Source organism: Paeniglutamicibacter sp. (assembly GCF_046714615.1).
Lineage (GTDB): Bacteria > Actinomycetota > Actinomycetes > Actinomycetales > Micrococcaceae > Paeniglutamicibacter.
On record NZ_JBKKAP010000037.1, the window covers coordinates 1 to 25,055 of the forward strand.

The window sequence follows — 25,055 nt, forward strand, 5'->3', positions numbered from 1 at the left end:
TCGCCACTCGTCGTCCAGGGCTGTCGGCCCACCGCATACGGTTAAAGGCCGGTGCCCACCCCTCACATGTGGTTTGGGCACCGACCTTTTGTGTGCAGATGGTGGCGGTTAGCACCAACCTCAAGCAGATCATGAGCGCTTGCCCAGGATAACCGCGACGAGCAGATAGTCCTCCACCCTTGCTGTCAGGGTCGCGTCTTTTGCGAATCAGGCACGTCACCCGAGGCGATTCGTAATCTCATTTCACCGTCGGCGTCACCGTCTATTAGGCCGTGCGTCGGGGTCGACTGGGGAACCAAGTTCCTCCATACGGTCCAGGAATTCATGAGGGTGGTAGGTGAAAAAGCCCCACCGAGTTCCCTCGAAAAAGACTATTTCGAAACTGCGAAAAGTGCTCACTCACGCCCGCTGCAGGACGATGAGGGTGATATTCTTGCGGTCCCAAACCCACGGCCCCCATGTGCGCTCCAGTCCATACCTCAGGCGAAACTCAAGCTTCTCTGCCGTGATGTTCAGCCGAACGCCACAAGGGAAAACCCTCAAGCAAGCAGGCTTTCCCATTCCTCCAATATGTTCCGTGCTCATGCAATCACTTCCACGGGTTGAACGCGCTCAATGTATGGGTCAATGCATTACTCATGCCTCCGTAAACCTCAGCTGGAATCATAGCTGCTATGCCAAACCATACACGCATTTCGCCACCAAAAACGGCGTCGTCGAGGGCTTTCCACAGCCTCATCCAGAGATGACTCCCGCGCCCATGCGGAGGGCTGCCCTCATCATGTTTCGTGTCTGGACGCAGTCACCGCTTGCGCCGCGCGTCGGGGTCAACCGGGTATCCAAGTTCCTCCAGGTAGTCCAGGACCTCCTCCGGGTGGTACGTATAGAACGACCACCAAACATCGCTGCTCACGAGAATTCCTAGGGAGTGATAAAAAGCCAGCCCGCTAGGCTCACGGAAGACCAACTGAACCTTCAATCGTTCCAGAGTCCATGGACCAAAAAAACGATTCAATCCGTACCGAATATGGAATTCAAGCTTTTCCTCCGATACTTTCAGCCTAATCCCATGCGGGAAGACCTGGACGACTGAGGGTATCCATGCTCCACCAGTAAATTCGTTTGTCATGCCATCACTTCCAAGGATTGAACTGGTGCAGTGTCGCACTCCAGGTGTTGCTCATGCCGCCATGGATCTCTGCTGGAATCAACGAGGGAGTTCCCCTCCTGCTGTGATTCCTCCATGTCCTTAGAAGATGCGGCTGCAACTATTATCTGCGGCGCACTCGATAGGGTAGATATGGCCGTGCGTTTGGCTAACGGTCGGCGGGCTTGCACCCTAACAGGGTGGCGGGACGCCGATGGCGAACCATCGACTTTGGGCATTGTGGAATCGTTGCCCCGCTTGTGTGCCTTCATCATTGCCGAACCCACAGCTGACGGGAACCCGGCGACTCATGGGCGATTTGGTTGATGCGGGGTAGACCAACTTCTGTTTGAACGCCGACCACAAAAACTGACAACAGCACCCGCAAGACTGACATCGCTACCCCCCAACAGCCAAACGCTCCCCAGCAAGCGACTCATGTCCCTGAGTAGACACAATACGAATCCTGTCGTGTACTGCAAACAATTGCAAGGAAAGCACCGACTGGCTTTCCACACCCGGCTGCTGCCCCAGTGGTCCGCCAAGCGTCCGGGCCCTGGAAAATGCGCCAACAAATGGAGCACCTCCTGCAACGAAGATCCCAAATCTTTCGTCCGGAAGGAGGCCGCCGAGGTGATCCTGGAAACCCAAGCAAGATATCCACGCACAAATCGGGTGCGGCTCGTTAACTGGGGAGAAGTTCGCCCGGGTGCTGATTGTTCCCCTTATCTGTGGACAAGGCTGGACTGTTCTGCAAGGCTTGGTTTCAATTACTCAAGCTTGGGGGCTCTGAGTGTCTGGATTTAGGCGATATCGCGTGCACGTCTTGGGAAAATTCATCATTTTGTCAGTCGCGGCGATTGGGATTTCTTTAGGGTCGGCAAGTGCCGGCACACCGACCACCCATGAATTGCTGCAACCTTTGACGGCGAGGCCAGGCCCAGTCGCAGCTGACAGGCTGCCTGACGCCCTAGACGTTCTTGGAACCTGCGCCCCATCACCGCCATTAGCGTATCCAAAGAATGTGCTGCTATTCACTTATGCAGGCCTGATCGGTTGGGCAGGAACTTACTGGGGGCGGTACCGGTTTCCTATTGAGCCAGACTCGAAGATGGACCGTGTGTATGGGGCCATCAACGTCGTCAACAACGGCCTGCTCTCCTTCGTTGCCGCGGTACTGCCTTTCGCCACGGGGTTCGTTGGGATTCCGGCACTCGGATTCGCAGCGGCCGCCCTGTGTCTGTCCTCTTTGTTCCTTTACCGGATTCGGGTTGCGGATTTGAGAATGAGATTTGTCAACAACACTGCGCGCCGGGCGAAACCACCAGACCAACAGAAGAAGACAAGAGGGCCATACACGCTCGCATATATGCTCGGACACTGCTTCATGCTCGCCTACGTGGTGACAATCTTCGGTCGACTGTGAACACCCAATACCGCACACATTCGCTGCCCGGCACCAGAGGTAACAGTGCCCCAGAAACCGGGAATCGGCGCACTACTGACTTCGATGCAGTCAGCGAAGCCCGGAACCGATCGGGGGCCGAAAACCGACCTTTCGTTCGTTAAGGGGTTTGCGTTTCGGCCGGGAACGCGACACCCTCGCCAATGACCCGCAGGTTCAGTTCCATACCCGGGCGGGCCATCGAGGCATTCCAGTGCCGGATGGTGATGACCTCACCGCCGCCGGCAAGCCCGGGCACCGGCGAGAGCCTGATCCGCACCGTGGTTTCCGGACCGAAGAACACGGTGTCGACAACGACTCCCTTGATGGGCCCGTCGGCGGTGATGCGGATCTGTTCCGGGCGCAGCATCAGGCGCACCCGGCCCTGGACCGTTGCATGGCGCACCGGGATGCCACCGAGCGAGCAGGTGGCCAGGGAACCCTGAAGCAGGGCATCGAGCATGACCGCATCGCCCAGGAATTCCGCGGTGTCCAGATCCGCCGGGCGGGTGTAGACGGAGAACGGGGTGCCGGTCTGGGCCAGGGTTCCCCCGCGCATGACAGCAACCTGGTCGGCAAAGGACAGTGCCTCGCCCTGGTCATGGGTCACGAGGATCGTGGTGATTTCCGCTGCATGCAGGACGTCTGCAACTGCCTTGCGCGTGGCCCCGCGCAACCCGGCATCCAAGGCAGAGAATGGCTCGTCGAGCAGCATCAGTTTTGGCTTGCGGGCCAGCGCGCGGGCCAAGGCCACGCGCTGTTGCTGCCCGCCGGAGATCTCGTGCGGGCGGCGTTCCCCCATGGAAGCCTCCAGCGAGACCATCTCCAGCAGTTCGGCCACGCGCCGGGCGTTGGCCCGGCGACCGGCAAGATTCCAGGATCGGTCCAGCCCGAAGGCAATGTTCTGGGCAACGCTCAGGTGCGGGAAGAGCGCCCCGTCCTGGGCCACATATCCGATTTCCCGCTTGTGCGCCGGGACCCAAGCGTCCCCGGCAACCATGCGGTTGTTCAGCTCGATGGTGCCGCTGTCGGGGTTCTCGAAGCCCGCAATCAAGCGCAGCAGGGTGGTCTTGCCGGATCCCGACGGGCCGACAATGGCGGTGGTCCCGCCCTCATTCAAGGCAAGGTCGACTCCCTTGAGGACTTCCTTGGAACCAAAGCTCTTGACCAGGTTGCTGGTGCGCAGGAACTTGACGGCTGGCATGAGCCCGTAAAACTTGTGGGCCTGGGGTGCTGAGGTGGTCACTGTCCGGCTGCTTTCTTTGACTGTTGGAACAGCAGGTAGGTCATGGGTACGGAAATGAGGATCATCAACAAGGCATAGGGCGCGGCCCCCGCATAGTCGATCTCACTGCTCTTGGCCCAAAATGCGGTGGCCAGGGTGCGGGTGCCGTTGGGTGCCAACAACAGAGTTGCTGTCAGCTCGTTGACGATCGCCAGAAAGACCAGCGCCGCGCCTCCTGCCGCCGCAGGTGCGGTCAGCCGCAGGGTGACGCGGAAGAATGCCAGGGCCGGAGACCGGCCGAGCGAGCGGGCCGCTTCCTCGAGCTCACGCGGCGACTGGGCGAGTCCCGCCCGCAGGTTCACCAGCGCGCGCGGAATGAACAAGAGCACATAGGCGGCGAGCAGCACGTAGGCGCTTTGGTAGATTCCGGGGACCAGGCGAATGGCCACGGTGACAAACGCCAAGCCGACAACGATCCCGGGCATGGAGCTGGTGACGTAGTTGGACAGTTCCAACAGCTTGCTGAACCAGTTGGCGTGGCGCACGGCCAGGAACGCCATGGGGAAGGCCACCACGACGGTCACCAATGCACCACCCAGGCCGTAGCCCATGGTCTGGAAGAGGGCCGGGAAGAATTCCGTCGGTGCCCAGATCTCCGTTCCACCGGCAATGAGCCAACGAACCACGGAATACAAGGGCACGCCCACCGAAAGGACAAGGAGAGCCAGCAGGGCAAATTGGGAGGCGATTTCATAACGCCCCAGGCGCAGTCGGAAGGCGAGTCCCTGGGCACCAAAACCAACACGCGAGTACCGCGCGTTGCCGCGCACCTTGGCTTCGGCGAGCAAGAGCAGCATGCACAGCAGGACCAGCACGCTGGCAAGCATGTTTCCCGCGGCCCCGCTGAAGGCCGACTGGAACTGGACCATGATGGCCGTGGTGAAGGTGTCGAACCGGATCATCGCGAAGGCGCCGTACTCGGAAAGCAGGTGCAGGGCGACCAACAGGGATCCTCCGGCCATGGCGATGCGCAGTTGCGGCAGCACCACCCGGAAGAACACGGCCCAGGGCCCCAGCCCCAGGGAGGCAGCGGATTGCTCAATGGCCGGGTCCAGGCGCCCCAGGGTTGCCGCGACGGGGATGTACACCAGTGGGAAGTAGGACAGCGTGGCAATCAGGGTTCCGGCGCCCAGACCGGCCAGCGAGGGAACCGTCGATGCCCACGCATAGCTGTTGACGAACGCCGGGATCGCGAGCGGAGCGGCAAGGGCCAGCGCCCACCAGCGGTAGCCGCGCAAGTTCGTGCGTTCGACCAACCACGCGCCGCCCACTCCCAGCACCAGGCACAGCGGCACCGTGACAAGGACCAGCAAGATGGTGTTGAGCAGCAGCTCGCCCACCCTTGGGCGGATAACGAGTTCCACGACGGTGTCCCAGCCGGTGGCAACCGTCATATAGATGACGTAGCCCAGCGGGACCAGGGAAAACAGGGCGATGAGGGTTGCCAACAGTGCGAGCGCCGAAACGCCCAATGGCGGGCGGGGCACTTTGCCCCCGCCCGCCATTCTCGGTTCCCTCTTGATGTCGGGAACCAATGGAGTCTTACTCATATGGGCTACAGCAGTCCTGCCTTGTTCATCAGTTCGGTGACCTTGGCCGAGTTCAACTTGGCCGGGTCAACCGTCGGAGCCTGCAGCTCCTTCAGAGGTACCAGTTTCTCATTGGAGGCAACCTCGGAACCAACTGCATATTCAAATGACGTTCCGGTCTTCAGGATTTCCTGGCCGGCCTTGCCCGTTACGAACTTCAGGAATTCCTGTGCCTCTGCCGCGTGCTTGGAAGAAGCGATGACACCGCCACCGGAGACCGAGACGAATGCTCCCGGGTCCTGGTTCTTGAAGTAGTGCGAGGTGACGTTGTTCGAGTTCTCGCCGGTCTTGGCCTGGTCGCCATAGTAGTAGTAGTGGTAGATCAGCGCGGCATCGATTTCACCGGCATTCACTGCCTTCATGGCGGTGGAGTTGCCCTTGTAGGCGGTGAAGTTTTCCTTCATGCCGGCAAGCCACTCGGTGGTGGCTGCCTCGCCCTTGAGTTCCAGTAGTGCTGCAACGATGGCCTGGAAGTCGGCGCCGGTCGGGGAAGCGGCCCATTTGCCCTTCCACTCCGGCTTGGCCAGATCCAGCATGGACTTCGGCAGCTTGTCCTCGCTGATCTTCTTTGGATCGTAGACGAACACAGTCGATCGTGCAGCAATGCCGGTCCACTTGTTGGTGGAGGGACGGAATTCGGCCGGCACCTGGTCAACGGTGGCCTTGTCGATGTCGGCGAACAGACCGGCATTCTCAACCTGCGCCATTGCGGGAGAATTCTCGGTCAAGAAGACGTCAGCCGGGGAGGCCTCGCCTTCCTGGATGATCTGGTTGGACATTTCGGTGTCCGAGCCGTTGCGAATGGTGACCTTGATGCCGGTTTCGGCAGTGAAGGCGTCAACCCATTCCTGGGCAAGGCTTTCGTGCTGTGCGTTGTAGACCGTGATTCCTTCCGCGTCTGCGGCACCCGGGGCCGGAGCGTTGGCGGAGCAGGCGGTCAGGCCGAGGGCCGCGGTGGCAATGACGGCGAGGCCGGTCAGCACGTTTTTTCGAATCGTCATGGTGCGGCGCTTTCTTTGGGAGTGAAGTCTTGGCGGGCCCGGGAGATTTTGTGGTGGGACCGCTCACACAGCTTAGGTACGACTTACCTAATTCACCAAACAAAACGGGTGGCAATACAAAGCCCCATAGGGCACTTGAGCCTGCCCTAACCTCGGAGAGCGGAAATCCCTTTCATAGTCCTGAATTTAGCAAGCACTTACATGCTTGAATTTTCCCTACTGAACCGGCATTTTATGCGGCGCAGCGAGCCGACTAGGACGCGTCCGACCCCGCCAGGCCAAGACTCTATGAGGTGGATCACCTAAATGTTGTCCGGCGTCACATTTGACCCAAAACCGGCCCCGCCCGGATTCCCGCACGCACGCACAATGCCCCCGGAACCGATCAATCGGCGCCGAGGGCAATGTGAAATGTTCAGTTTTCGCAGTCAAGCCGAGCTATCGGTCGACGACGCAAGGATCTGCCTACTTGTAAGGGCGGAACTCGCCGACCATCGGGCAGTCAAACGGGTCGCGTGCCGAGAGTCCGACCTTATTCAGGTACGTGATGACCTGGCCGTAGGACTGGGTCACCGAGGTGACCGTGTACGGGACCTTGAGCTCGTGGCAGTATTCGCGAACGATTGCGGCTACACCTGCGAGGTTGGCGCGGGGCATCGACGGGAACAGGTGGTGTTCGACCTGGTAGTTCAAGCCGCCGAAGACGTGAGAGAGAACGCGGTTGCCGAAGGTCGTGCGGGCCATGACGTTGCGGCTGGTCAGTACCTGGCGCGAGAAGAAGTCAATGCGCGATTCCTTGGGGATCATCGGCATGCCCTTGTGGTTAGGGGCGAACGACGCACCCATGTACACGCCGAAGACCGCGAGCTGCACGCCCAGGAACGCTGATCCGATACCAACCGGCAGGAAGATGTAAATCGCCGCCACATACAGGGACAACCGAATGATGATGGAGATGATCTCACGTCGGCGGTCCTTGACCCGGTCGTCGGTGAAAAGGTAGATCATGGAACGCATATGCAGATTGAAGCCTTCAAGGGTCAGCAAAGGGAAGAACAAGTAGCCCTGGCGCTCCGTGATCCACTTGAGGAAGCCCTTCTGCTTCTTTGCGTCCTCGGTCTGGAACGAAATCGTGTCCCATTCAATGTCCGGGTCCTTGCCAACAGTGTTGGGCATGGCGTGGTGCTTGTTGTGCTTGTTCATCCACCACTGGTAGCTGATGCCAACCACGAAGTTGGCCAGAAAGCGGCCGATCCTATCATTCGCCGGTCCGGAGGTCAGGATCTGGCGGTGCGCTGCCTCGTGGGCCAGGAACGCGAACTGGGTCAGGATGATGCCGACGGCAGCGGCAATAAGCAGCTGGAACCAGCTGTCACCCAACAGAACAAAACCGGTGACGGCTCCGCCAAGCAGGAGCACCAGAACGCTGACAAGCCCGAGGTAGTGGCCCTTGCGGCGGCCGAGCAGGCCGGCGTCGCGAACGCGGATCTTCAGGTGGCGGTAATTGTTGGCTCCGGCCGAGCCACGCGATACACGTTGCTCCGGGGCCGATGCGGACAAAGTGGAACTCATACTACTCAAGGGTCACTCCCGATAAGCGAGTAGGGCGACGATTTCAGTCGTAAGAACTGAAAATCTCGGTTCCTATGTCTATGAGCTTACGTGCTACGCATGTTAAATACCTGATCGTTGCGAATTGACACTAAATAGCTGAATTCATTTGCGGGCATAAAACTTGCTCCACCCCTCGAAGATAGGCCCTTCACCCCGTCATTCCGGGGTTTTTTCCGAATTCTTCCAATTTCCGAAATATAACACTTGAGGCATTTATTCGCCACGTCACGCCCTAAAGAACCTCGCCAGGATGAGTAGAACCACGGGTCCCCTGGAACCCGTGGTTCTACTCATTCGCAGGTGTCGTCGGGCCTATTTTCGGTTGGCTCGCAGCACCTCGAGCCGCTGCCGGTATTCGGTCTCGTCGATTTCTCCGCGTGCATAGCGCTCGCGCAGCACTCCTTCTGCGCTCGTGGGGTCGCCCTGGATGCGGTGGTGCCAGTACATGCGGCGGCTGAAGAAGATGAAGAAGCCAATCAGCAGGATCCAAAAGATGGGGAAAAGGATGAACCAGCCTGGTCCATATCCCGGTCCCCAGGCGTGGGTCGACATGGATGCCAGTACGGGAAGAATCGCGGTTGTCATGATGGGTTGCTCCTCAAGGCGTGAATTGCGGGTTCCGAGGCCTTTCGCCTCATGTATCCACTTTCTTCCTAGGGGTCCCCTTGCTGCATCGGCCAGGTGGAGACACCTTGGGTTCCGTGGCGTACTCCTCTCGGTGCAGCCGCGGGCGTTGCCGGGATTAGCCTAGGTTCCTCCGGGGCGTCTGCGGAGCGGGCTGCGCACCGGGCGTGATCAGGCCACTCTCGTAGGCGATCACCACGAGCCCGGTCCGGTCACGAACGCCCATTTTCCCGATGATGCGGGAGACATGGGTCTTGGCCGTCAGCGGGGTGATGAAAAGCTGCTCGGCGATTTCGGCGTTGCTCTTGCCGGTGCCAATCAGCATCAGGACCTCGCGCTCGCGCTCGGTCAGGACGTCAAATGCCGCGGGTTGCCTCGACGCCTGAACCGGCTTCGTGGCGGCAACCTGCGCGAGCAGCTTTCGGGTCACCGAGGGCGAGAGCAGCGAGTCCCCCGTCGCTACGATCCGCACGGCCGCGATGAGTTCCTCGGGTTCGGTGTCCTTGACCAGGAATCCGGAGGCGCCGGCCCGGATGGAATCGAGGATGTAGTCATCGAGTTCAAACGTCGTGAGCATGATGATCCGGGTGTGGGCCAGCGTCGGATCCGAGGTGATCGCTGCCGCGGCCGTGATGCCGTCGCCGTGGGGCATGCGGATGTCCATCAGCACAATGTCGGGTTTCAAGGCGCGGGCCTGGGCCAGCGCCTGCACGCCATTGGAGGCCTGGCCGAGCACGCGCATGTCGTCCTCGGCACCCAGGAGCGCTGAAAAGCCGGCCCGGATCAGTGACTGGTCATCAACAATGAGTAGGCCGATCATGCGGCTCCCTGGTTTCGTGTCGTGGGGTGTCCGGGTTTCAGGGTTTCAGGCATGCGGCTTCCCCGGGGCCGGGAGCCATGCGTTGATCCGGGTTCCGGGTGTTCCCGCTCCCCCGGGAATTCCTTTCGTGACCGTGAGCGTTCCGCCGTGGGCGCCCAGGCGCTCTCGCATCCCGGAGATGCCGTTGCCCTCGTCCGCGGCGCCCATGCCGATCCCGTCGTCGGCAACGGTGACCGCCGCGTGCTGGTCATCGAGTTCGACGGCAACTGCAACGCGGCTGGCCTTCGCATGCCTCACGACGTTGGTCAGGGATTCCTGGACCACCCGGTAGAGGATGTTCTCCACGCGCTCGTCGATCCAGTCCGGTGGCGGCAGCACCGGCGGGGTGAAGGTGATGGACAAGTTGGCGCCACGGACCCTTGCGATGAGATCGTCGAGTTGTTCCAGCCGCTGACTGGGAACACGCGGCGCGTCCTGGCGCAGGACGGCAAGCACTTCGCGTACTTCGGAAAGGGCTTCCTTGGATCCGGACTTGATGTTTTCCAGGGCCTCGAGCATTCCGCCGGTGTCGCCGTCCTTCTTGGCCAGGTGCAGGGCCACGGAGGCCTGCACATTGATCATGGACAGCGAATGCGCGACAACGTCGTGGATGTCCCTGGCCAGCACCAGGCGTTCCTCGTCGCGCTGGTGTCTGGCTCGCTCGCTGGCTGCCCGGCGAAAATCGTCCCGCCGGGTCTTGGCGCTGCGTCCCAATTCCCCCGCCAGCAAGACGACAATTAGCCACACGAGCACGAAAAAGACACGCGTGCTTTCCCCATGCTGCAGGGCCAGCAGCAGGAACGTGATTCCGGCTGCAGCGGCGCTCCCCCAGGCCCACCAGCGGGCCCCGGCCAAGACGGCAAGTACCAGCCCCACGGCAAAGGAGAACGGGAATGGGCCCCACGGGAAGCCTGCCGCGACGTAGCCGACTGTCACCAGCCCGATGCCTGCAACCATGGGGCCGGGCGCGCGGCGGCGCAGCAGCAACAAGGCGGGGCCAGCCAGCAGAAGGAAAACGGCGCCCCACGACAAGGATTCGTTGAACCGCTGTGCGGCGAAGTGGGAACCGACCAATTGAACGACGGCCACGGCCACCGGCAGGATGCCCAGCGGAGGACGGCGTCGGTTGATCATGAGACGAGACTACTCGTTGTCCCTCTCCGTATTCATCCAGCCGGGGCGGTAGTGCGGCATACGCCTTCGGGAGTATGGCACAACCTCTCCCTAACAGCTTTCTAGACGGCTTCGAGCACGCTGACATAGTTGGCAACGCCCAGTCCACCCATGTTTTGCACGGCGGCGCGGCGCGGCGATCCCAGTTGCATCTCTCCGGCCGTACCAGTCAGCTGCATCGCGGAGATCACGTGCTGGGACACGCCCGTCGCCCCGACCGGGTGCCCCTTCGCCTTCAGGCCACCCGAAATATTGATGGGAAGCTTCCCGCCCCGATAAACCCAGCCTTCATCAACGGCGCGCCTGCCCTTCCCCGGCGGTGTCAGCCCCATTACCTCGTACATGATCAGCTCCGCGATTGTGAAGCAGTCGTGGACCTCGGCGAAGTCCAATTCGTCCAGCCCAACCCCGGCCATGCCCAATGCCCGTTCAAAGGAGACGCGTGTCGCCTCAAACGCCGTAGGGTCCCGCCGCTGCGACGGTAGGAAGTCGTTGGCCTGCCCGAACCCGGCCAGACGGACCGGATCGGTCGCCGCACCATGGTTCGATGTCAGCGAAAGGACGACTGCGGCTGCGCCGTCCGAGACCGGAGAACAATCGGTTCGCCGCAGCGGATCCGCCACCAGTGGATTCTTCTCCGACACGGTCCGACAAAAGTCCTCGCCCAAGTCCTTGCGCAGCTGGGCGTACGGATTCGCCACACCGTTGCGGTGGTTCTTGGCCGCAATGGAACCCATGATGTCTCCGGCATCCCCATAACGCGAGGCATAGTTTCTGGCCACATTGGCGAACAGCCCGGCGAAACCGGCGCGCGATTCCTTGCCGGCCATTTCGTAGTCTGCACCCAGCAACGCCGACCCCACGAGCTCGGCCGGTGCATGGGTCATTTTTTCCGCCCCGATTACCAACACGTTCCGGGCAGTTCCGGCAAGCAGCGACTTAACGCCTTGCTGAAATGCCGCCGATCCCGAAGCACAGGCATTCTCGACCCTTGTGGCAGGTACGTTGGCCAGGGCAGGGTCGGTTTGCAGTGCCAGCGACGACGTGAAAGCGAGCGGTATGAGCCCGGAGTTGAACTGACCCAGAAAAATCTCATCGATTTGGGCAGCATCAACGCCTGACTTCGCGATGGCGTCACCGGCGACTTGGACGATCAACGATTCGAGTGTTTCGTCGGATAGTTTGCCGAAACGCGAGTGCCCCCATCCTGTCAATAGGATGTCTTTTCCGAGTTGTTCCTTGATGCTCATGCGTGAACCTTTCCCGCTTTCCAGGTAATGGTTGTCGTTTCCATGGCTATGCCGTGGTCATGGGGTGGTCGCGGTCGACGCCACCTTCGATGTTTTGGGTGTTTGCGTCAAGAACGTGGGCCGAAGCGGCGGCGCTTCGGTCGAAGTCGGACTTCCGCAGCACCAAGAGGGCAATAAGGGAGGCAATGCCGGTGCCGACGAAGAAGTACCAGGGTGAGCTGATGTCTCCGGTGCGGGCGATCAGCCAGGTGGCGATCAGGGGTGCACTGCCGCCGAATACGGCCACGGGAATGTTGTAGGCGATGGCGATGCCGGTGGAGCGTATGCGTGTCGGAAGCAGTTCCGACATCGTCGCATAGGTGGATGATGCGTAGAGCCCGAACAGGATTGCCACGGTCAGCAGCGGGTAAATGAAAGTTGCAGGCGTGGCCACGGATGCAACCGCGAAGAACCAGTACAGGGCACCGGTGGCAGCGGCGCCGACGACGAGTAGGAAGTTGCGGCGGCCGAATCTGTCCGTGAACATGCCGCCGAATGGCATGACGGCGGCGGACAGCACGCTGGCCAGGAAGACGTAGAGCAGGGTGGTACCGCTGTCGAAGCCGAGGGACTTGGCCATGAACGTCGAAGCGTAAGTCAACACCAAGTAGAAGATGGAGCTGTGCAAGGTGATGACGAAGAACACGATGCCCATGGCGCGCTTCCACTGGAACACCTCGCGCAGCGGTGCCTTGGACGTTTCGCCGGCGGCCTGCAGCGCCTGGAACTCGGGGCTATCCTCGAGCTTGAGCCGGATGTACATGGCGATCAAGCCCAGGGGACCTGCCACCAGGAACGGAATGCGCCAGCCGCCGGCCGCCATAGTGTCCGCACCCAGGACGAAGATCATGCCGTTGGCGACCAACCCGCCGAGAACCAGACCCAACACGGCGGTGACCATGAGCCAACTTGTGGAGTAGCCCCGCCGGCCCGGCCCCGCGTACTCGGCAATGAAGCTGGTGATCGTGCCGATTTCGCCCCCTGCCGAGAAACCCTGGACGCAGCGGACCAGGATCAGCAACACCGGCGCAGCCATGCCAACCGTGGCGTGGGTGGGAAGGAGCCCGATCGCGAACGTGGAACCGGCCATAAGTACCAGGACAATCAGAAGTGTCCTCTTGCGCCCGATCTTGTCGGCCAACGGACCAAAAAAGATCCCGCCCAGCGGGCGGATGAAGAAGCTCAGTGCGAATACCGCGAAGCTGCTGAGCAGACTGGTTACCGGATTCGTCGCATCGAAGAACGCGTTGCCGATGAACACTGCCAGGAAGCCGTAGATCCCATAGTCGTACCACTCGATGAGGTGGCCGGCCGTTGCGCCGATGAACGCACGACGGCGCCTGGTTGCCGACACCGTTGTCGACGTAGACGTAGAAGAAGTCATGATGCTTTTCCTTTGGCTGTGGAAGGGGAATTGATGACGGCGGGCCGGCCCATCGGCTGGTCCATGAGTGCCCGGATTTTCAGGGCGAGTTGGCGGCGCATGGCAACGTCGACGTCGCGCCAACTTTCGCCGGTGATCTGGTCCATGCGCGAAAGCCGTTGATGAACCGTGTTGATATGCACGAACAGTGCATCCGCGGCGCTGGTCGCGTTTGAGCCTTCGGCATAGACCTGATCCAGGGTGGAAACGAGGTCCGTGCCGTGGCTCGAGTCGTAGTCAAGCAGCTCTCCGAGAGAACTGCGGACAAAGGCCTCGAGCTCGTCCGGAGAGCTGTTGGCCATGATTGTGGGGAACGGCGCGACGTCCGAGCCTTGGGCGCCCCTGCCGACGTGGCCCAGGGCGATCAACGCCCGCATCGTGTGCATCGCTTCGGTTGCTGCCGGCGCGAGTGTGCTCGGCCCGTTTGGCACCTGCGCACCGCCGACTGTCACTGGCGCGCCAATTGAGTCGCTGAGGGCCTCGGCCATTTTTCGGGCAGCTTCGCGCGGGTCTTGCGAGGGCACCCACAGCAGCACAGCGTCCCGGAACGTCGCGGCCAGGCCGCCGCCTCGATCGGCGCGCTGCTGCGCACTTCGCAACAGCGGTGATTTGTCGGAGGCCTGGGCCACCAACACGGTACCCAAGGCGTCGATGTCCATCGGCAGGCCGGATTGCAGCACTGGGGCTTGCTCCGACTGCGGGTTGCTCAACAGTTCAGTGATCAGCTCCACGGCCCGCTCACGGACAGTGGTCAGGTCGGCCTCCAGCTTCGAGATCATCAGCGCCGCCACTGTTGCTGCCCGGCCCAGGATCTGCCGTTGTTCTGCCGCGGCTGCCGGCACCAGCGGTGAATCATCGAGGTGGGCCACAAACCCCAGCGGCGACGCGTCAATACCGATGCGCTCGATTGTCCAGCCGAATTCCTTGTTGACGGGAGCGTCCGAGCTTCCCGCGCGGGCCAGAACGCGCCCGTCATCGTCCCCGACGATCGACGTGCCTCCCAGCGATTCCTGGACCAGCCGGGCAAGATCCTTCAGGGATCCGTTGGTCATCAAGACGGCGAACAGGCGGTCCTGGAAATCCATGATGTTGGCTGTCGCGGCCTCGCTGGAGCGCAGCGACTGCACAGCTTCCTCGAGTCGTTCCACCGTTTGCAACCCCGCTTGGTGCACGGTGGCGTTTTCGATGAGGACTCCCGCGTGTTGGGCCAGTGAGAAGAGCAGCTCAACATCCTGCGGAAGAAAATCGTGCGGTCTGCGGTCCGCGGCCAAGAGCAGTCCCACCACACGACCGGAACGAAGCACGGGCACGCCGAGAATGGCGTGCAAACCTTCTTCACGTGTGGCCGAGTCGATCACATCGTTGTGCAAGTAGCGGGCATCAGCCATATAGTCTGCCGTCCAGCTCGGCTTGCGGGAGGCCGCGATCAGGCCGGAAATGCCTTCATTGGGTGGCACCCGAAGGTTTGCGAACGCATCGCTGAGTATCCCTTCCGAGACCATCATGTTGGCCATCGAAGTGTCCTGGTCAAAGGAAAGGAAGTAGGCGACATCCGCCATCAGGAGCCGGCGGCTCCGGGAGACAATGGACAGCAAAACACTGTCAACGGCGTCGAGCCCGGCCAGTTCGCGCACGGACTCCGCCAATTGGACAAGGTTTCGTTCACGTTCGACAAGGTCGTCAAGGTGCTGGCGAACTTGCAGTGCATCCGCCAGCACGCCGGATACTGCATCCATGTCCGCCGTGGATGTCAGCTTGGCCAGGGTTCGGAGTTCTTTACTGGATGCTCCGGCAGCCAGTGCCTTGAGCAATTCCCGTTCGAGAGTCATTCCTCCACTTTCCTTAGGACGCGGTTTTCCGGGCAACGGCGCTGCCGGCAGTGGTGGCATCGAGCTTGAACCGGCGAATCTTGCCCACGCTTGTCCGCGGCAGTTCCTCGATCAGCGTCCATTCCCTGGGTCGGCTCTGCGGGGCCAGGTTCTCTGCCGCCCAAGATTCCAGCTCCGGTATCAGGGGCGGATTTGCGGCGTCACGCGGAACCACGAACGCCACCGGTACTTGGTCGCGCATCGGGTCCGGCCTTGAAAGCACGGCCACCTCGAGAATGCCTGGCGCTTGGGCCAGTGCCGCCTCGACCTCGGTCAGGCTGACGTTTTCTCCCGCCACCTTGATGACGTCGTCGATGCGGCCGACAAATCTGAACACGCCATCACCATCGAACCGGGCCAGGTCCCCGGTGCTGAACCAGGTCTGCCCGTCAATCTCGGTGAAGCATTGGTCCGTCTTGCCGGGGTCGTCGAGATAGCTTTCAAAAAGGTCTAGGCCGCGAGTGCCGCGTACGGTGATGACACCCACCTCGCCGGTGCCGGCCCACTGACCTGTCGCAGGACTCAGCAGCTTGACGTCCCTGCCCAGCGCACGCGTGCCAATGACGTCGTGACTTGGTGTTGCGCCCATGTCCCCCGTGACGATCGCCGTGGTCTCCGTCATTCCGTACAGTTGCCGCGGTGCTACGCCAATGTACTGCGCGAACTCGCGATAGTGTTCCTCGCCAAGGCTTTGCGCGAACCAGAGGTGCTTCAAGGCCAAGGTTGGCGCGTCAAGCGGACGACGGGCCAGGATCATGCGGATGGGCGCGGCGAACAGGCTGGCGTGCGTGACATTGAGTTCGGCTGCCTGGGCAAACCAGCCGGAGGCCGAGAACGACGCTGTCAACCCAATACTGGCTCCCGCCGCAATAGCAGGGCTGAAGCAATAGAACTGGGAATTGGCGTGGAAGAGCGGCAGCGTGACAAACCATCGGTCCTGGGATTCCAGGCCAATGACGCCGGCCATGGTCGTCGCCGTGTGGAGGTAGTTGGCCTGCGTCAACACCACTCCCTTGGGGGCCGAGGTGGTGCCGGACGTGAACATGACGGCCAGGCGGTCCTCCGGGCTGACGGCTGTTGCCTCGACCGGAGCACCCAGAAGAGGTGACCCCTCCATCGTGTCCGCTGCCGTCTCTCGGACCTCCACCACAGCGTCAAGAATCCCTCTGGAGCCGGCACGGTAAACATCCGCCCGGTTACCGGCGCAAAACCCTATCTTGGGTTCGGTGCGCCGGACCTGCAGTTCTATGTCGCTACGTGTTGAAGCCGGGTCGACAGAGACAATCCATGCGCCAAGACGGGCAGCCGCCATCCACACCAACACGAATGCCGGGGAATTGCGCAGGGCCACATGCACCGCGTCTCCCAGCCCCACGCCGCGGGCGGCCATCATGCCTGCGACACGTGCGGTGAGGGCGTCGAAGTCGGCGTAGGTCCAGGCGGTAGTCCCACCCGTCAATTCCCGGAAAACCAAGAACGGCTGGTCCGCGTGCACACTCACTGCCTTGCCCCAGAGTTCCTGGAATGTGGCGAGGCCGGTGCTCGAGGCGTTTTGCATAGCGACTGTCCTTTTGTGATGTACGTCCCACGAAGAAGTGGATGCAGATCACATTACAAGCGTCCAAGATGCAATTCGATGTGTGCCAGTCACATAAAAGGCTATTTTGCATGTGAGAATCTCACACAATGGTCAACGCGCAGATTTGACGCTCCCCGGGGACAACTGACCGTTCCCCTTGGTGCCCCTTCGGGTCGATGCCGGAACAGCCTTGGCGACGCGCCCAATTTCTCCCGGACACTCGTCATTGCCTACCTTGGAGCTTGGCGAATGTGGTTTTGCAAAGGCGGGAAGTTCGGAGACAAAGAAGGCCCCGTGGCCGGCCCTTGGGGGAATCCAAGGTCGGGCACGGGGCCATCGAAAAGGGGTTGAGCCGTTTACAGCCCGGCCGCGCGCTCCGCGGACTCGACCACGTTGGCCAGCAACATGGCACGGGTCATCGGGCCCACGCCTCCCGGGTTCGGGGAGATCCAGGAGGCAACCTCATAGGCGGCCGGCTCCACGTCGCCGGTGACAACGGCCTTGCCGTTCTCGTCGTTGACGCGCGAGACGCCCACGTCGAGCACGATCGCGCCGGGCTTGAGGTCCTTGGCCTTGATCATGTGCGGCTGGCCTGCAGCGGCGATGACCACGTCGGCCTCGGCGAGGTGCTTGGCCAGGTCGGTGGTTCCGGTATGGGCCAGGGTGACCGTCGCATTGACGTCGCGGCGGGTCAGCAGCAGTCCGATCGGGCGGCCAATGGTCACCCCGCGACCGACGACCAAGACGTTCTTGCCGTTCAGGTCGATGTCGTGGCGGGCCAGCAGCTCCACGCAGCCTTTGGGGGTGCAGGGCAGCGGCGAGGTCATCGGGCGGTTGACGTTGGCAACCAGGCGGCCCAGGTTCATCGGGTGCAGTCCGTCGGCATCCTTGGCCGGGTCCATGGCCTCGAGGATGACGTCCTGGTCGATGTGCTTGGGCAACGGCAGCTGGACGATGTAGCCGGTGCATTCCGGGTTCTCGTTCAGTTCGCGAACCTTGGCCAGCAGGGCTTCCTGGGTGGTGTCCTCGGGCAGATCCACGCGAATCGACTTGATGCCGACCTCTGCGCAGTCCTTGTGCTTGCCGCCGACATACCAGGTCGATCCGGGATCGGATCCGACCAGGATGGTGCCGAGGCCAGGGGTGACGCCGCGTTCGGCCAGGACGGCCACGCGCTGGGTCAGCTCGGCCTTGAGGGCCTTTGCCGTTGCCTTGCCGTCAAGAATCTGTGCAGTCATGTGTTTGTGGTGCTCCTTTTCAAGAAATTGTTCCCGTGCGCGCATGGTGCGGGTGGTGTTTGGGCGGCCGTTGGCCGTTTACCAGTCTTCGAGACCCTCATAGAGCGGGAAGGCCTTGGCCAGCGTGTTCACACGATCGGCCAGGGCAGCCTTGTCGGCGCCCTGCCCGTCGCGCAGTGCGACACCGATGATGTCGGCGACCTCGGTGAAGGCAGCGGCGTCGAAGCCGCGGGTGGCCAGTGCCGGGGTGCCGATGCGCAGGCCCGAGGTGGTCATCGGCGGGCGCGGGTCGAAGGGCACCGAGTTGCGGTTCACGGTAATGCCGATTTCATGCAGCAGGTCCTCGGCCTGCTTGCCGTCCAGCTCCGAGTTGCGCAGGTCCACCAGGACCAGGTGCACGTCGGTGCCGCCGGTGAGCACCGAGATGCCCGCTCCGGTGACATCCTCGGCGGTGAGGCGCTCGGCCAGGAGCCTGGCGCCCTCAAGGGTGCGCACCTGGCGCTCCTTGAATTCCTCGCCCGCGGCGATCTTGAAGGCCACTGCCTTTCCGGCGATCGCGTGCATCAGCGGCCCGCCCTGGTGGCCGGGGAAGACGTTGGAGTTGATCTTCTTGGCCAGTGCCTCGTCGTTGGTCAGGATCAGTCCCGAGCGCGGACCGGCAAGGGTCTTGTGCACGGTGGAGGTCACCACGTCGGCAAAGGGCACCGGGTTCGGGTGCAGGCCGGCGGCCACCAGGCCGGCGAAGTGGGCCATGTCCACCCAGAGCCTTGCGCCGACCTCGTCGGCGATGGCGCGGAAGGCGGCGAAGTCGAGCTGGCGCGGGTAGGCGGACCAGCCGGCGATGATGACCTGCGGCTTTTCGGCGATCGCCTGGGCGCGGAGCTTCTCCATGTCCACGCGGAAGGTTTCCGGATCGACCTCGTAGGCGGCAACCTTGTAGAGCTTGCCGGAGAAGTTCAGCTTCATGCCGTGGGTCAGGTGTCCGCCGTGGGCCAGGGACAGGCCCAGGATCTTGTCCCCTGGTTCGATCATGGCCGAGAGTGCAGCGGCGTTCGCCGAGGCGCCGGAGTGCGGCTGGACGTTGGCGAACTTGGCGCCAAAGAGGGACTTCACGCGCTCGATGGCCAGGTTCTCCGCCACATCCACGTGCTCGCAGCCGCCGTAGTAGCGGCGCCCCGGGTAGCCCTCGGCGTATTTGTTGGTCAGCACCGAGCCCTGGGCCTCAAGCACCGCGCGGGGCGCGAAGTTCTCGGAGGCGATCATTTCCAGGGTGTCGCGCTGGCGGCCCAGCTCAAGTTTTAGGACCTCGGCGATTTCCGGGTCGAGCTCGGCGAGGGATTGGTTTGTCACGGGATTCTTGCTCATGATGTTGAACTCCAGCGGGTGAGGGTTGTTCTTCGGGCAGGGTTACGTTGCGAATCATTCAACCCCCGGGCCCAGGCGCGCGGTCCGTGGTTAGCTCACGTGCCGCTCCCCGGTGGTTCACCCCACCCAACGCCAGTTGCGACACCCTTCGATATTAGTCGGAATACGCCCGTGGGCCAGACTGTTACACCGGGTGACAGTTGAATCTTCAATAACCACGTCCCTGAGGAGGGCCTGCCGGAATGCAGTCGATGGGTGAGCAGCTACGTACGGTCGTCATTGGTGCCGGTCAGGCGGGACTTTCGGCGGCCCACCACCTGCGACGCAAGGGATTGGCCCCCTTTCGGGACTTCGTGGTGCTGGATGCCAATGAGGGTCCCGGCGGCGCTTGGCGCCACCGTTGGGACTCCCTGACCTTCGACCGTGCCCACGGACTGCACTCTCTTCCCGGCATGGAATTGGACACACCCGACCCGTCCGAACCGGCTTCCGCGGTGGTAACCCGCTACTACGGGAACTACGAATCGGCATTCGCACTCCCGGTGATCCGCCCCTTCAAGGCCAAGACTGTCACCGGTTCGCTTGCCGAGGGCTTCACCATCACGTCCGCCGACGGCCGCCAGGTCCACGCTGCGACCGTCATCAACGCCACCGGAACCTGGGACAAGCCGTACTGGCCCTACTACCCCGGTGCCCGCGAATTCGCCGGGGACCAGCTGCACACCCGCGACTTTGTGGCGCCCGAGAAGTTCCTGGGCAAGCGGGTATTGGTGGTCGGCGGCGGAACCAGCGCCGCGCAGTTCCTGCTTCAATTTGCCTCCCTGGGCATCGACACCCTGTGGTCAACCCGGCAAGCGCCGCAGTGGAGGGAAGCACCGCAGAACAAGGCCTGGGGTATCGAGGTGGAGACGAACGTCAATGACCGCACCCGGGCGGGCCTGACGCCGCATTCCGTGGTCTCGGTGACGGGTCTGCCGCTGACCGATTTCTACCAAGATGGCATCGACTCCGGGGTGTTGGTTTCCCGCGGCGGGATCGACTCACTCACTTCCCGGACCGTCACCTTCACCGATGGCACCACCGAGGACATCGACGTGATCCTGTGGGCCACCGGGTTCCGCGCCTCGCTTGACCATCTGGCGCCCATGGGATTGCGCGAACCCGGGGGCGGCATCGTCATGGGCGAGGACTCGGTCACCGTCACCAAGGTCCCGGGTCTCTTCCTGGTGGGCTACGGCGCCTCGGCCTCCACCATCGGGGCTACCCGCGCCGGTCGTGCCGCCGCGGTTGCCGCGGGGAGACTGCTCAATACGCGCGACGCCGCGGTGGTGGGCGCGGGCTAGGAACGCTTCATTTTCCTGCCAAGTTCAGCCACGGCGAACGCTGCATGTAGCGTAATCCCCGTGAGCACCAACGAATTCATTGTGTCCCTGTCATGCCCCGACCGCCCGGGCATCGTCCACGCCGTCTCAGGAGCCTTGCTGAGCGCCGGTTGCAACATCACCGAGTCGCAGCAGTTTGAGAGCCCGGAGACGCACAACTTCTTCATGCGCATCGCCGTGGCCACCGACCAGGACCTCGAAGCGGTGCGCGGAGCCCTGGGCCCGGTCAAGGACCAATTCGGCATGGAGCTGAAGGTCACCGTCGCCGGTTCCCGGGTGCGGACGCTGATCATGGTGTCCAAGGAAGGCCACGCGCTCAACGACCTGCTCTATTCGCAGCGCGCCGGAACCCTGCCGGTGGATATCCCGGTCATTGTCTCCAACCACCTGGACCTGAAGCCCATGGCCGACTTCCATGGCATTGAATTCATCCACGTACCCGTTACCGCCGCAACCAAGGCCGAGGCCGAGGCCCGACTGCTGGCCCTGGTCGGCGAGCACGATATCGAGTTGGTGGTGTTGGCCCGCTACATGCAGATCCTGTCGGATGACTTGTGCCGCGCGCTCAACGGCCGCGCCATCAACATCCACCACTCGTTCCTTCCCTCCTTCAAGGGGGCCAAGCCCTACCACCAGGCCCACGCCCGCGGCGTGAAGCTCATCGGCGCCACCGCCCACTACGTGACGGCGGATCTGGACGAGGGCCCGATCATCGAGCAAGAGGTGATCCGCGTGGACCATGCACGCACCGCAGAGCAATTCGTGGCCATGGGCCGCGACGTGGAGGGCCGCACGCTGACCCGTGCAGTCGCCTGGCACGCCGAGCGCCGGGTCATGCTCGATGGCTACCGCACCGTGGTTTTCTCTTAATCCCACGGCCCCGTTTGCCCGGTCCGGCCCGGTCCGGCCCGGTCGTCGATCCGGCGTCGGGCACCGGCCGGGACTTCATCCGGTGCTCCCCTCAGCCCTCGGCTGCACCAAGCGCGACGTGGACTTCGGACGAGACGGCGGTGCCGCGCTCCACGGTCCGTGACACCGTGCAGTATTTCTCGTGTGAGAGGTCCACCAGGCGTTCCACCAGGCCGGCGGCCTTGCGCCCCTCCGCAGTGTCCGGAAAAGCCACGTCGAAGGACAGGTGCAGGCCGTCCATGCGGTTGGCACCGTCCTCAACCACTTTGTGGCCGGTTGCCGCTACCCGAAAGGACGAGGGCTCGGCGCTGCGTGCCGTCACAGTGTCGACGTCGATCGACGAACATCCGGCAATCGCCGCCAGCAGCAACTCCACCGGGCTCAGCAACCCTTCGCCCTGGCCAAATTCAATTTCCGCGCCCGCGTCATTTCGCACCGTGTAACGGCCAGTCGCGGTGCGGGTCAGCTCGACGGAACGCAGCGTGGATTCTTCGTTTTCGCTCATGGGTTCATCATGCCATCACCGGGCGGGACTGTGCCGGGTGGAGAGCAGGTCCCCGGAGCTGCCGGGGACGGCTTAGACCATTGCCTTCGCGTGCACGTGCATCGTCCGCAGGGCCGTCATGCTTCCTGCTGGATGATCCTGCCGGGCTACCCGCTCATTCCTCCGTCGCCTGATTGTTCACGGGTATCACCCGAAGTTCCGGCTAGTGTTCGGTGGCCCATTGTTCGTGCTCGTCCAAATGGTGACGCCCACTGGCATCCGTTGGAAGGCCCGAGCCGTCAAGTTGGGCCATGCGCTCCATCAATTCCGCCGCAACCGTCCAGGTTTCCAGGGTGGAGGGCGGGTTGACGCCGGCAGCCCTGGCGATCTTGTTGCGCCACTTGTTGGTGAACCCCAGCACCTGCTCGCCATTGATGTTGCGGTCCCAGAGCCACCGGGCCAGTTGCTTGGCCTTGAGTTGCCTGTTGGCCGCGGCGTAGGCGCCATGGCTGAAATGATCGACGGCAGGATTCGACGAAGCCGGGGCCGGCTCGGCCGCCACCGATTCGGCCACGGCCAGCCCAGCGACCACTGGTTCGACCGGTTCGGGCTCGAAGTCGGGAAGTCCAATCGCCACGATTTCGGCAGCGTTGTCGATGGTGTGGACAGCTGTTTGGATGATCCCCTCGAGTTGCTCCAGGACCCGGGGCGGAATGTTTTCCGCTTGCTCCCCAAGCGTGCTCCGGAGTTCCGCGACCATTTGCTCGTAAACCTCAACCTTGTGCTGCGGCCACATCGTCCCAGCTGCTCCCGTTCTTTTGCGTCCGAACACCATTTCAAATTCGGCTGCGCCGAGGCGCAGAGCCGAAGGACAACACTATCTGTTTGTTCACGGCACTGGCCACCGGGCGCCCGCCCAACGCGAAGCCGACCGGCGTTGGCCTGCTGAAACCCGGGGCGCCGCCCCCGGGATGCCAGTTGCGGCCCTGGACGAGGCAGCCCCAGCGGTACCAATGGACGCATCCGGCCGCGTCGTGTCGTACAGCCAAAGAGGGCGAAGCCCACAGACTACAGTGGTGTCATGGCCCACATCATCACCATTGACTCGATCACACCGTCCGTCGACCCCACCGCTTTTGTGGCACCGACGGCAACGCTTTCCGGGGACGTTTCCCTGGCCGCAAATACCAGCGCCTTCTACGGCGTCTCGGCCCGCGGGGACTCGGACACCATCACCGTCAAGGAGGGCACCAACCTCCAGGACAACGTCGTGCTGCACGCCGACACGGGCTTCCCGTGCACCATCGGCGAGCGCGTCTCGGTGGGCCACTCGGCCGTAGTCCATGGCGCAACGGTCGGCAACGACTGCCTCATCGGCATGAGCGCGACCATCATGAACGGCGCCGTCATCGGGGAGAACTCCCTGGTGGCCGCCGGCGCCCTGGTGCTCGAGGGAACACAGGTTCCCCCGCGCTCACTGGTTGCCGGGGTCCCGGCCAAGGTCCGCCGCGAACTGAGCGACGAGGAGGTGGAGAACCTGAAGGAAAACGCCGCCCACTACCTGGTGCTGGCGGCAAAGCACCGTGAGGCCAACGCCGCACGCTAGGTCCACACCCGCCCACTGAATAGGGAGCACACAAGCGATGGTCAGTTACATCCAGGCACCACCCACCGCCCACCCGGGAGCCCCCTCGCCGATCAAGGCCACGGGCCGCACACTGAACTGGGGCGTCGTCTCCACCGGACGCATTGTCGGAAGGGTCATCGCCGACCTCAAATCCCTGGAGGACGCCAACGTGATGGCGGTGTCCTCGCGCAGCGAGAAACGCGCCCGGGCCTTCGCCGACGAACATGACATCGAATGGGCCTACGGCTCCTACCAGGACATGTTTGCCGAGCCGGAAATCGACGCGGTCTACATCGCCACCCCGCACGGGCAGCACTTCGAGATCGCCATGGCAGCGCTGAAGGCCGGCAAGCACGTGTTGTGCGAGAAATCGTTGACCATCAACGCCGCCGAGGCCCGCGCCCTGGTGGCCGAGGCGGAGGCACGCGACCTCTTCCTCATGGAAGCGGTCTGGTCCCGCTTCACCCCGGTGTTCGGCCGGGCCCTGGACATCCTGGAATCCGGCGAACTCGGGGAACCTTCCTGGGTGCAGGCGGACCTGGGCTTCGTGGCCCCCTACGACCCGACGTGGCGGCTCTACGATCCGGCTGCAGGCGGCGGCGCCCTCCTGGACCTGGCCGTCTATCCGCTCACCTGGGCCATCGGCGCCTTTGGCTTCCCCACCTCGGTGCAGGCCAGCAGCGACCTCAACGACGACGGGGTCGATGTCCAGACGGCCATCACCCTGGGATACACGGGCGTGCGCCACGCCCAGCTCATGGTGTCGCTGACCAGCTCCCCGACCAAGGAAGCACGCGTCGCCTGCACCAACGGCTGGCTGGGAACCAACTCTCCGCTGCACAACCCCACGAAGCTCTTCATCCACCCAGCCGACGGCCCGGCCCGGACCGAGGTCTTCGAACCGGTGGGCGAGAACTACACCTATGAGTTCCGCGAAGCGACCCGGTGCATCCAGCAGGGTCTCAACGAGTCCCCCACCATGCCGTGGGAGCACTCGGTCAACACCATGGCGATCTTCGACGGAATCCGCCACCAATTGGGGATCCGCTACCCGAACGACCTCGTCGCGAAGTAGGCCCACCCGCTGGGCAACAAAGGTTTCGTGGGGGGGGGGGGGCGCGCGCCCGCCCCCCCCCCAGGCAGATGTAAGAGTAG

The 25,055-nt window shown here is 62.7% G+C and carries 20 protein-coding genes; 5 read left to right on the top strand and 15 right to left on the bottom strand.

Features of this window, described 5'->3' with window-relative positions; translation table 11 throughout:
- Positions 1-1,964: 1,964 nt before the first annotated feature.
- Entirely contained in the window at positions 1,965-2,573 is a 609-nt protein-coding gene (locus ACLQ7E_RS04355) for a hypothetical protein (RefSeq protein ID WP_411731332.1), read from the top strand.
- A gap of 139 nt (positions 2,574-2,712) precedes the next feature.
- Here the strand turns inward: ACLQ7E_RS04355 and ACLQ7E_RS04360 are convergent, their stop codons facing one another.
- From ACLQ7E_RS04360 to glyA, 13 genes are all read right to left on the bottom strand, one after another.
- Positions 2,713-3,795, bottom strand: coding sequence for an ABC transporter ATP-binding protein (locus tag ACLQ7E_RS04360; RefSeq protein WP_411731350.1), 1,083 nt, complete (start codon positions 3,793-3,795; stop codon positions 2,713-2,715).
- A gap of 38 nt (positions 3,796-3,833) precedes the next feature.
- Positions 3,834-5,381 carry an ABC transporter permease gene (locus tag ACLQ7E_RS04365; protein ID WP_411731351.1) on the bottom strand — a complete coding sequence of 516 codons (1,548 nt, stop codon included), beginning with the start codon at positions 5,379-5,381 and terminating at the stop codon, positions 3,834-3,836.
- Positions 5,382-5,431: 50 nt separating this feature from the next.
- The gene (locus ACLQ7E_RS04370) at positions 5,432-6,466 is read right to left on the bottom strand and encodes an iron ABC transporter substrate-binding protein (RefSeq protein WP_411731333.1); all 1,035 of its coding nucleotides are present in this window, start codon (positions 6,464-6,466) and stop codon (positions 5,432-5,434) included.
- 465 nt (positions 6,467-6,931) lie between these two features.
- Positions 6,932-8,038, bottom strand: coding sequence for a fatty acid desaturase family protein (locus tag ACLQ7E_RS04375; RefSeq protein WP_411731334.1), 1,107 nt, complete (start codon positions 8,036-8,038; stop codon positions 6,932-6,934).
- Positions 8,039-8,392: 354 nt separating this feature from the next.
- Positions 8,393-8,665 (bottom strand): SHOCT domain-containing protein, encoded by a 273-nt coding sequence (locus ACLQ7E_RS04380; RefSeq protein WP_411731335.1) that lies wholly within the window; start codon positions 8,663-8,665, stop codon positions 8,393-8,395.
- Positions 8,666-8,822: 157 nt separating this feature from the next.
- Positions 8,823-9,524 (bottom strand): response regulator, encoded by a 702-nt coding sequence (locus ACLQ7E_RS04385; protein ID WP_411731336.1) that lies wholly within the window; start codon positions 9,522-9,524, stop codon positions 8,823-8,825.
- A gap of 45 nt (positions 9,525-9,569) precedes the next feature.
- The gene (locus tag ACLQ7E_RS04390; protein ID WP_411731337.1) at positions 9,570-10,697 is read right to left on the bottom strand and encodes a sensor histidine kinase; all 1,128 of its coding nucleotides are present in this window, start codon (positions 10,695-10,697) and stop codon (positions 9,570-9,572) included.
- A gap of 101 nt (positions 10,698-10,798) precedes the next feature.
- Positions 10,799-11,986, bottom strand: coding sequence for an acetyl-CoA acetyltransferase (locus tag ACLQ7E_RS04395; protein WP_411731338.1), 1,188 nt, complete (start codon positions 11,984-11,986; stop codon positions 10,799-10,801).
- Positions 11,987-12,032: 46 nt separating this feature from the next.
- Entirely contained in the window at positions 12,033-13,409 is a 1,377-nt protein-coding gene (locus tag ACLQ7E_RS04400; RefSeq protein WP_411731339.1) for an MFS transporter, read from the bottom strand.
- Positions 13,406-15,277 carry a helix-turn-helix domain-containing protein gene (locus ACLQ7E_RS04405; RefSeq protein ID WP_411731340.1) on the bottom strand — a complete coding sequence of 624 codons (1,872 nt, stop codon included), beginning with the start codon at positions 15,275-15,277 and terminating at the stop codon, positions 13,406-13,408. The genes ACLQ7E_RS04400 and ACLQ7E_RS04405 overlap by 4 nt, the downstream gene beginning before the upstream one ends.
- A 13-nt stretch (positions 15,278-15,290) precedes the next feature.
- On the bottom strand, positions 15,291-16,874 hold the full coding sequence (locus ACLQ7E_RS04410) for a class I adenylate-forming enzyme family protein (RefSeq protein ID WP_411731341.1): 1,584 nt from the start codon (positions 16,872-16,874) through the stop codon (positions 15,291-15,293).
- A 377-nt stretch (positions 16,875-17,251) separates the two neighbouring features.
- Positions 17,252-18,133 (bottom strand): bifunctional methylenetetrahydrofolate dehydrogenase/methenyltetrahydrofolate cyclohydrolase, encoded by an 882-nt coding sequence (locus tag ACLQ7E_RS04415; protein ID WP_411731342.1) that lies wholly within the window; start codon positions 18,131-18,133, stop codon positions 17,252-17,254.
- Between the two features lie 78 nt (positions 18,134-18,211).
- A complete protein-coding gene (gene glyA / locus ACLQ7E_RS04420; RefSeq protein ID WP_411731343.1) occupies positions 18,212-19,498 on the bottom strand; it encodes a serine hydroxymethyltransferase in 1,287 nt (428 codons plus the stop codon).
- A gap of 242 nt (positions 19,499-19,740) precedes the next feature.
- Between glyA and ACLQ7E_RS04425 the strand changes: the two genes are divergently transcribed.
- Complete coding sequence (locus tag ACLQ7E_RS04425) at positions 19,741-20,841, top strand: NAD(P)-binding domain-containing protein (RefSeq protein WP_411731344.1); 1,101 nt, start codon at positions 19,741-19,743, stop codon at positions 20,839-20,841.
- A 60-nt stretch (positions 20,842-20,901) separates the two neighbouring features.
- Positions 20,902-21,750, top strand: coding sequence for a formyltetrahydrofolate deformylase (gene purU, locus ACLQ7E_RS04430; protein WP_411731345.1), 849 nt, complete (start codon positions 20,902-20,904; stop codon positions 21,748-21,750).
- A gap of 91 nt (positions 21,751-21,841) precedes the next feature.
- Here the strand turns inward: purU and ACLQ7E_RS04435 are convergent, their stop codons facing one another.
- Both ACLQ7E_RS04435 and ACLQ7E_RS04440 read right to left on the bottom strand, forming a co-directional pair.
- A complete protein-coding gene (locus ACLQ7E_RS04435; protein WP_411731346.1) occupies positions 21,842-22,294 on the bottom strand; it encodes an OsmC family protein in 453 nt (150 codons plus the stop codon).
- Positions 22,295-22,496: 202 nt separating this feature from the next.
- Positions 22,497-23,033: a hypothetical protein gene (locus tag ACLQ7E_RS04440; RefSeq protein ID WP_411731347.1), complete on the bottom strand. Its 537-nt coding sequence runs from the start codon at positions 23,031-23,033 to the stop codon at positions 22,497-22,499.
- Between the two features lie 321 nt (positions 23,034-23,354).
- Here ACLQ7E_RS04440 and ACLQ7E_RS04445 point away from each other — a divergent pair, with 321 nt between their 5' ends.
- Together ACLQ7E_RS04445 and ACLQ7E_RS04450 are read left to right on the top strand one after the other, a co-directional pair.
- A complete protein-coding gene (locus ACLQ7E_RS04445; RefSeq protein ID WP_411731348.1) occupies positions 23,355-23,879 on the top strand; it encodes a gamma carbonic anhydrase family protein in 525 nt (174 codons plus the stop codon).
- 37 nt (positions 23,880-23,916) lie between these two features.
- Entirely contained in the window at positions 23,917-24,975 is a 1,059-nt protein-coding gene (locus ACLQ7E_RS04450; RefSeq protein WP_411731349.1) for a Gfo/Idh/MocA family protein, read from the top strand.
- Positions 24,976-25,055 lie beyond the last annotated feature (80 nt).

Excerpts from the sequence above, each read along its gene's own strand:
- ACLQ7E_RS04360 (WP_411731350.1), bottom strand. The coding sequence starts at position 3,795 with ATGCCAGCCGTCAAGTTCCTGCGCACCAGCAACCTGGTCAAGAGCTTT.
- ACLQ7E_RS04365 (WP_411731351.1), bottom strand. The coding sequence starts at position 5,381 with ATGGCGGGCGGGGGCAAAGTGCCCCGCCCGCCATTGGGCGTTTCGGCG.
- ACLQ7E_RS04370 (WP_411731333.1), bottom strand. The coding sequence starts at position 6,466 with ATGACGATTCGAAAAAACGTGCTGACCGGCCTCGCCGTCATTGCCACC.
- ACLQ7E_RS04375 (WP_411731334.1), bottom strand. The coding sequence starts at position 8,038 with ATGAGTTCCACTTTGTCCGCATCGGCCCCGGAGCAACGTGTATCGCGT.
- ACLQ7E_RS04380 (WP_411731335.1), bottom strand. The coding sequence starts at position 8,665 with ATGACAACCGCGATTCTTCCCGTACTGGCATCCATGTCGACCCACGCC.
- ACLQ7E_RS04385 (WP_411731336.1), bottom strand. The coding sequence starts at position 9,524 with ATGATCGGCCTACTCATTGTTGATGACCAGTCACTGATCCGGGCCGGC.
- ACLQ7E_RS04390 (WP_411731337.1), bottom strand. The coding sequence starts at position 10,697 with ATGATCAACCGACGCCGTCCTCCGCTGGGCATCCTGCCGGTGGCCGTG.
- ACLQ7E_RS04395 (WP_411731338.1), bottom strand. The coding sequence starts at position 11,986 with ATGAGCATCAAGGAACAACTCGGAAAAGACATCCTATTGACAGGATGG.
- ACLQ7E_RS04400 (WP_411731339.1), bottom strand. The coding sequence starts at position 13,409 with ATGACTTCTTCTACGTCTACGTCGACAACGGTGTCGGCAACCAGGCGC.
- ACLQ7E_RS04405 (WP_411731340.1), bottom strand. The coding sequence starts at position 15,277 with ATGACTCTCGAACGGGAATTGCTCAAGGCACTGGCTGCCGGAGCATCC.
- ACLQ7E_RS04410 (WP_411731341.1), bottom strand. The coding sequence starts at position 16,874 with ATGCAAAACGCCTCGAGCACCGGCCTCGCCACATTCCAGGAACTCTGG.
- ACLQ7E_RS04415 (WP_411731342.1), bottom strand. The coding sequence starts at position 18,133 with ATGACTGCACAGATTCTTGACGGCAAGGCAACGGCAAAGGCCCTCAAG.
- glyA (WP_411731343.1), bottom strand. The coding sequence starts at position 19,498 with ATGAGCAAGAATCCCGTGACAAACCAATCCCTCGCCGAGCTCGACCCG.
- ACLQ7E_RS04425 (WP_411731344.1), top strand. The coding sequence starts at position 19,741 with ATGCAGTCGATGGGTGAGCAGCTACGTACGGTCGTCATTGGTGCCGGT.
- ACLQ7E_RS04435 (WP_411731346.1), bottom strand. The coding sequence starts at position 22,294 with ATGAGCGAAAACGAAGAATCCACGCTGCGTTCCGTCGAGCTGACCCGC.
- ACLQ7E_RS04440 (WP_411731347.1), bottom strand. The coding sequence starts at position 23,033 with ATGGTCGCGGAACTCCGGAGCACGCTTGGGGAGCAAGCGGAAAACATT.
- ACLQ7E_RS04445 (WP_411731348.1), top strand. The coding sequence starts at position 23,355 with ATGGCCCACATCATCACCATTGACTCGATCACACCGTCCGTCGACCCC.
- ACLQ7E_RS04450 (WP_411731349.1), top strand. The coding sequence starts at position 23,917 with ATGGTCAGTTACATCCAGGCACCACCCACCGCCCACCCGGGAGCCCCC.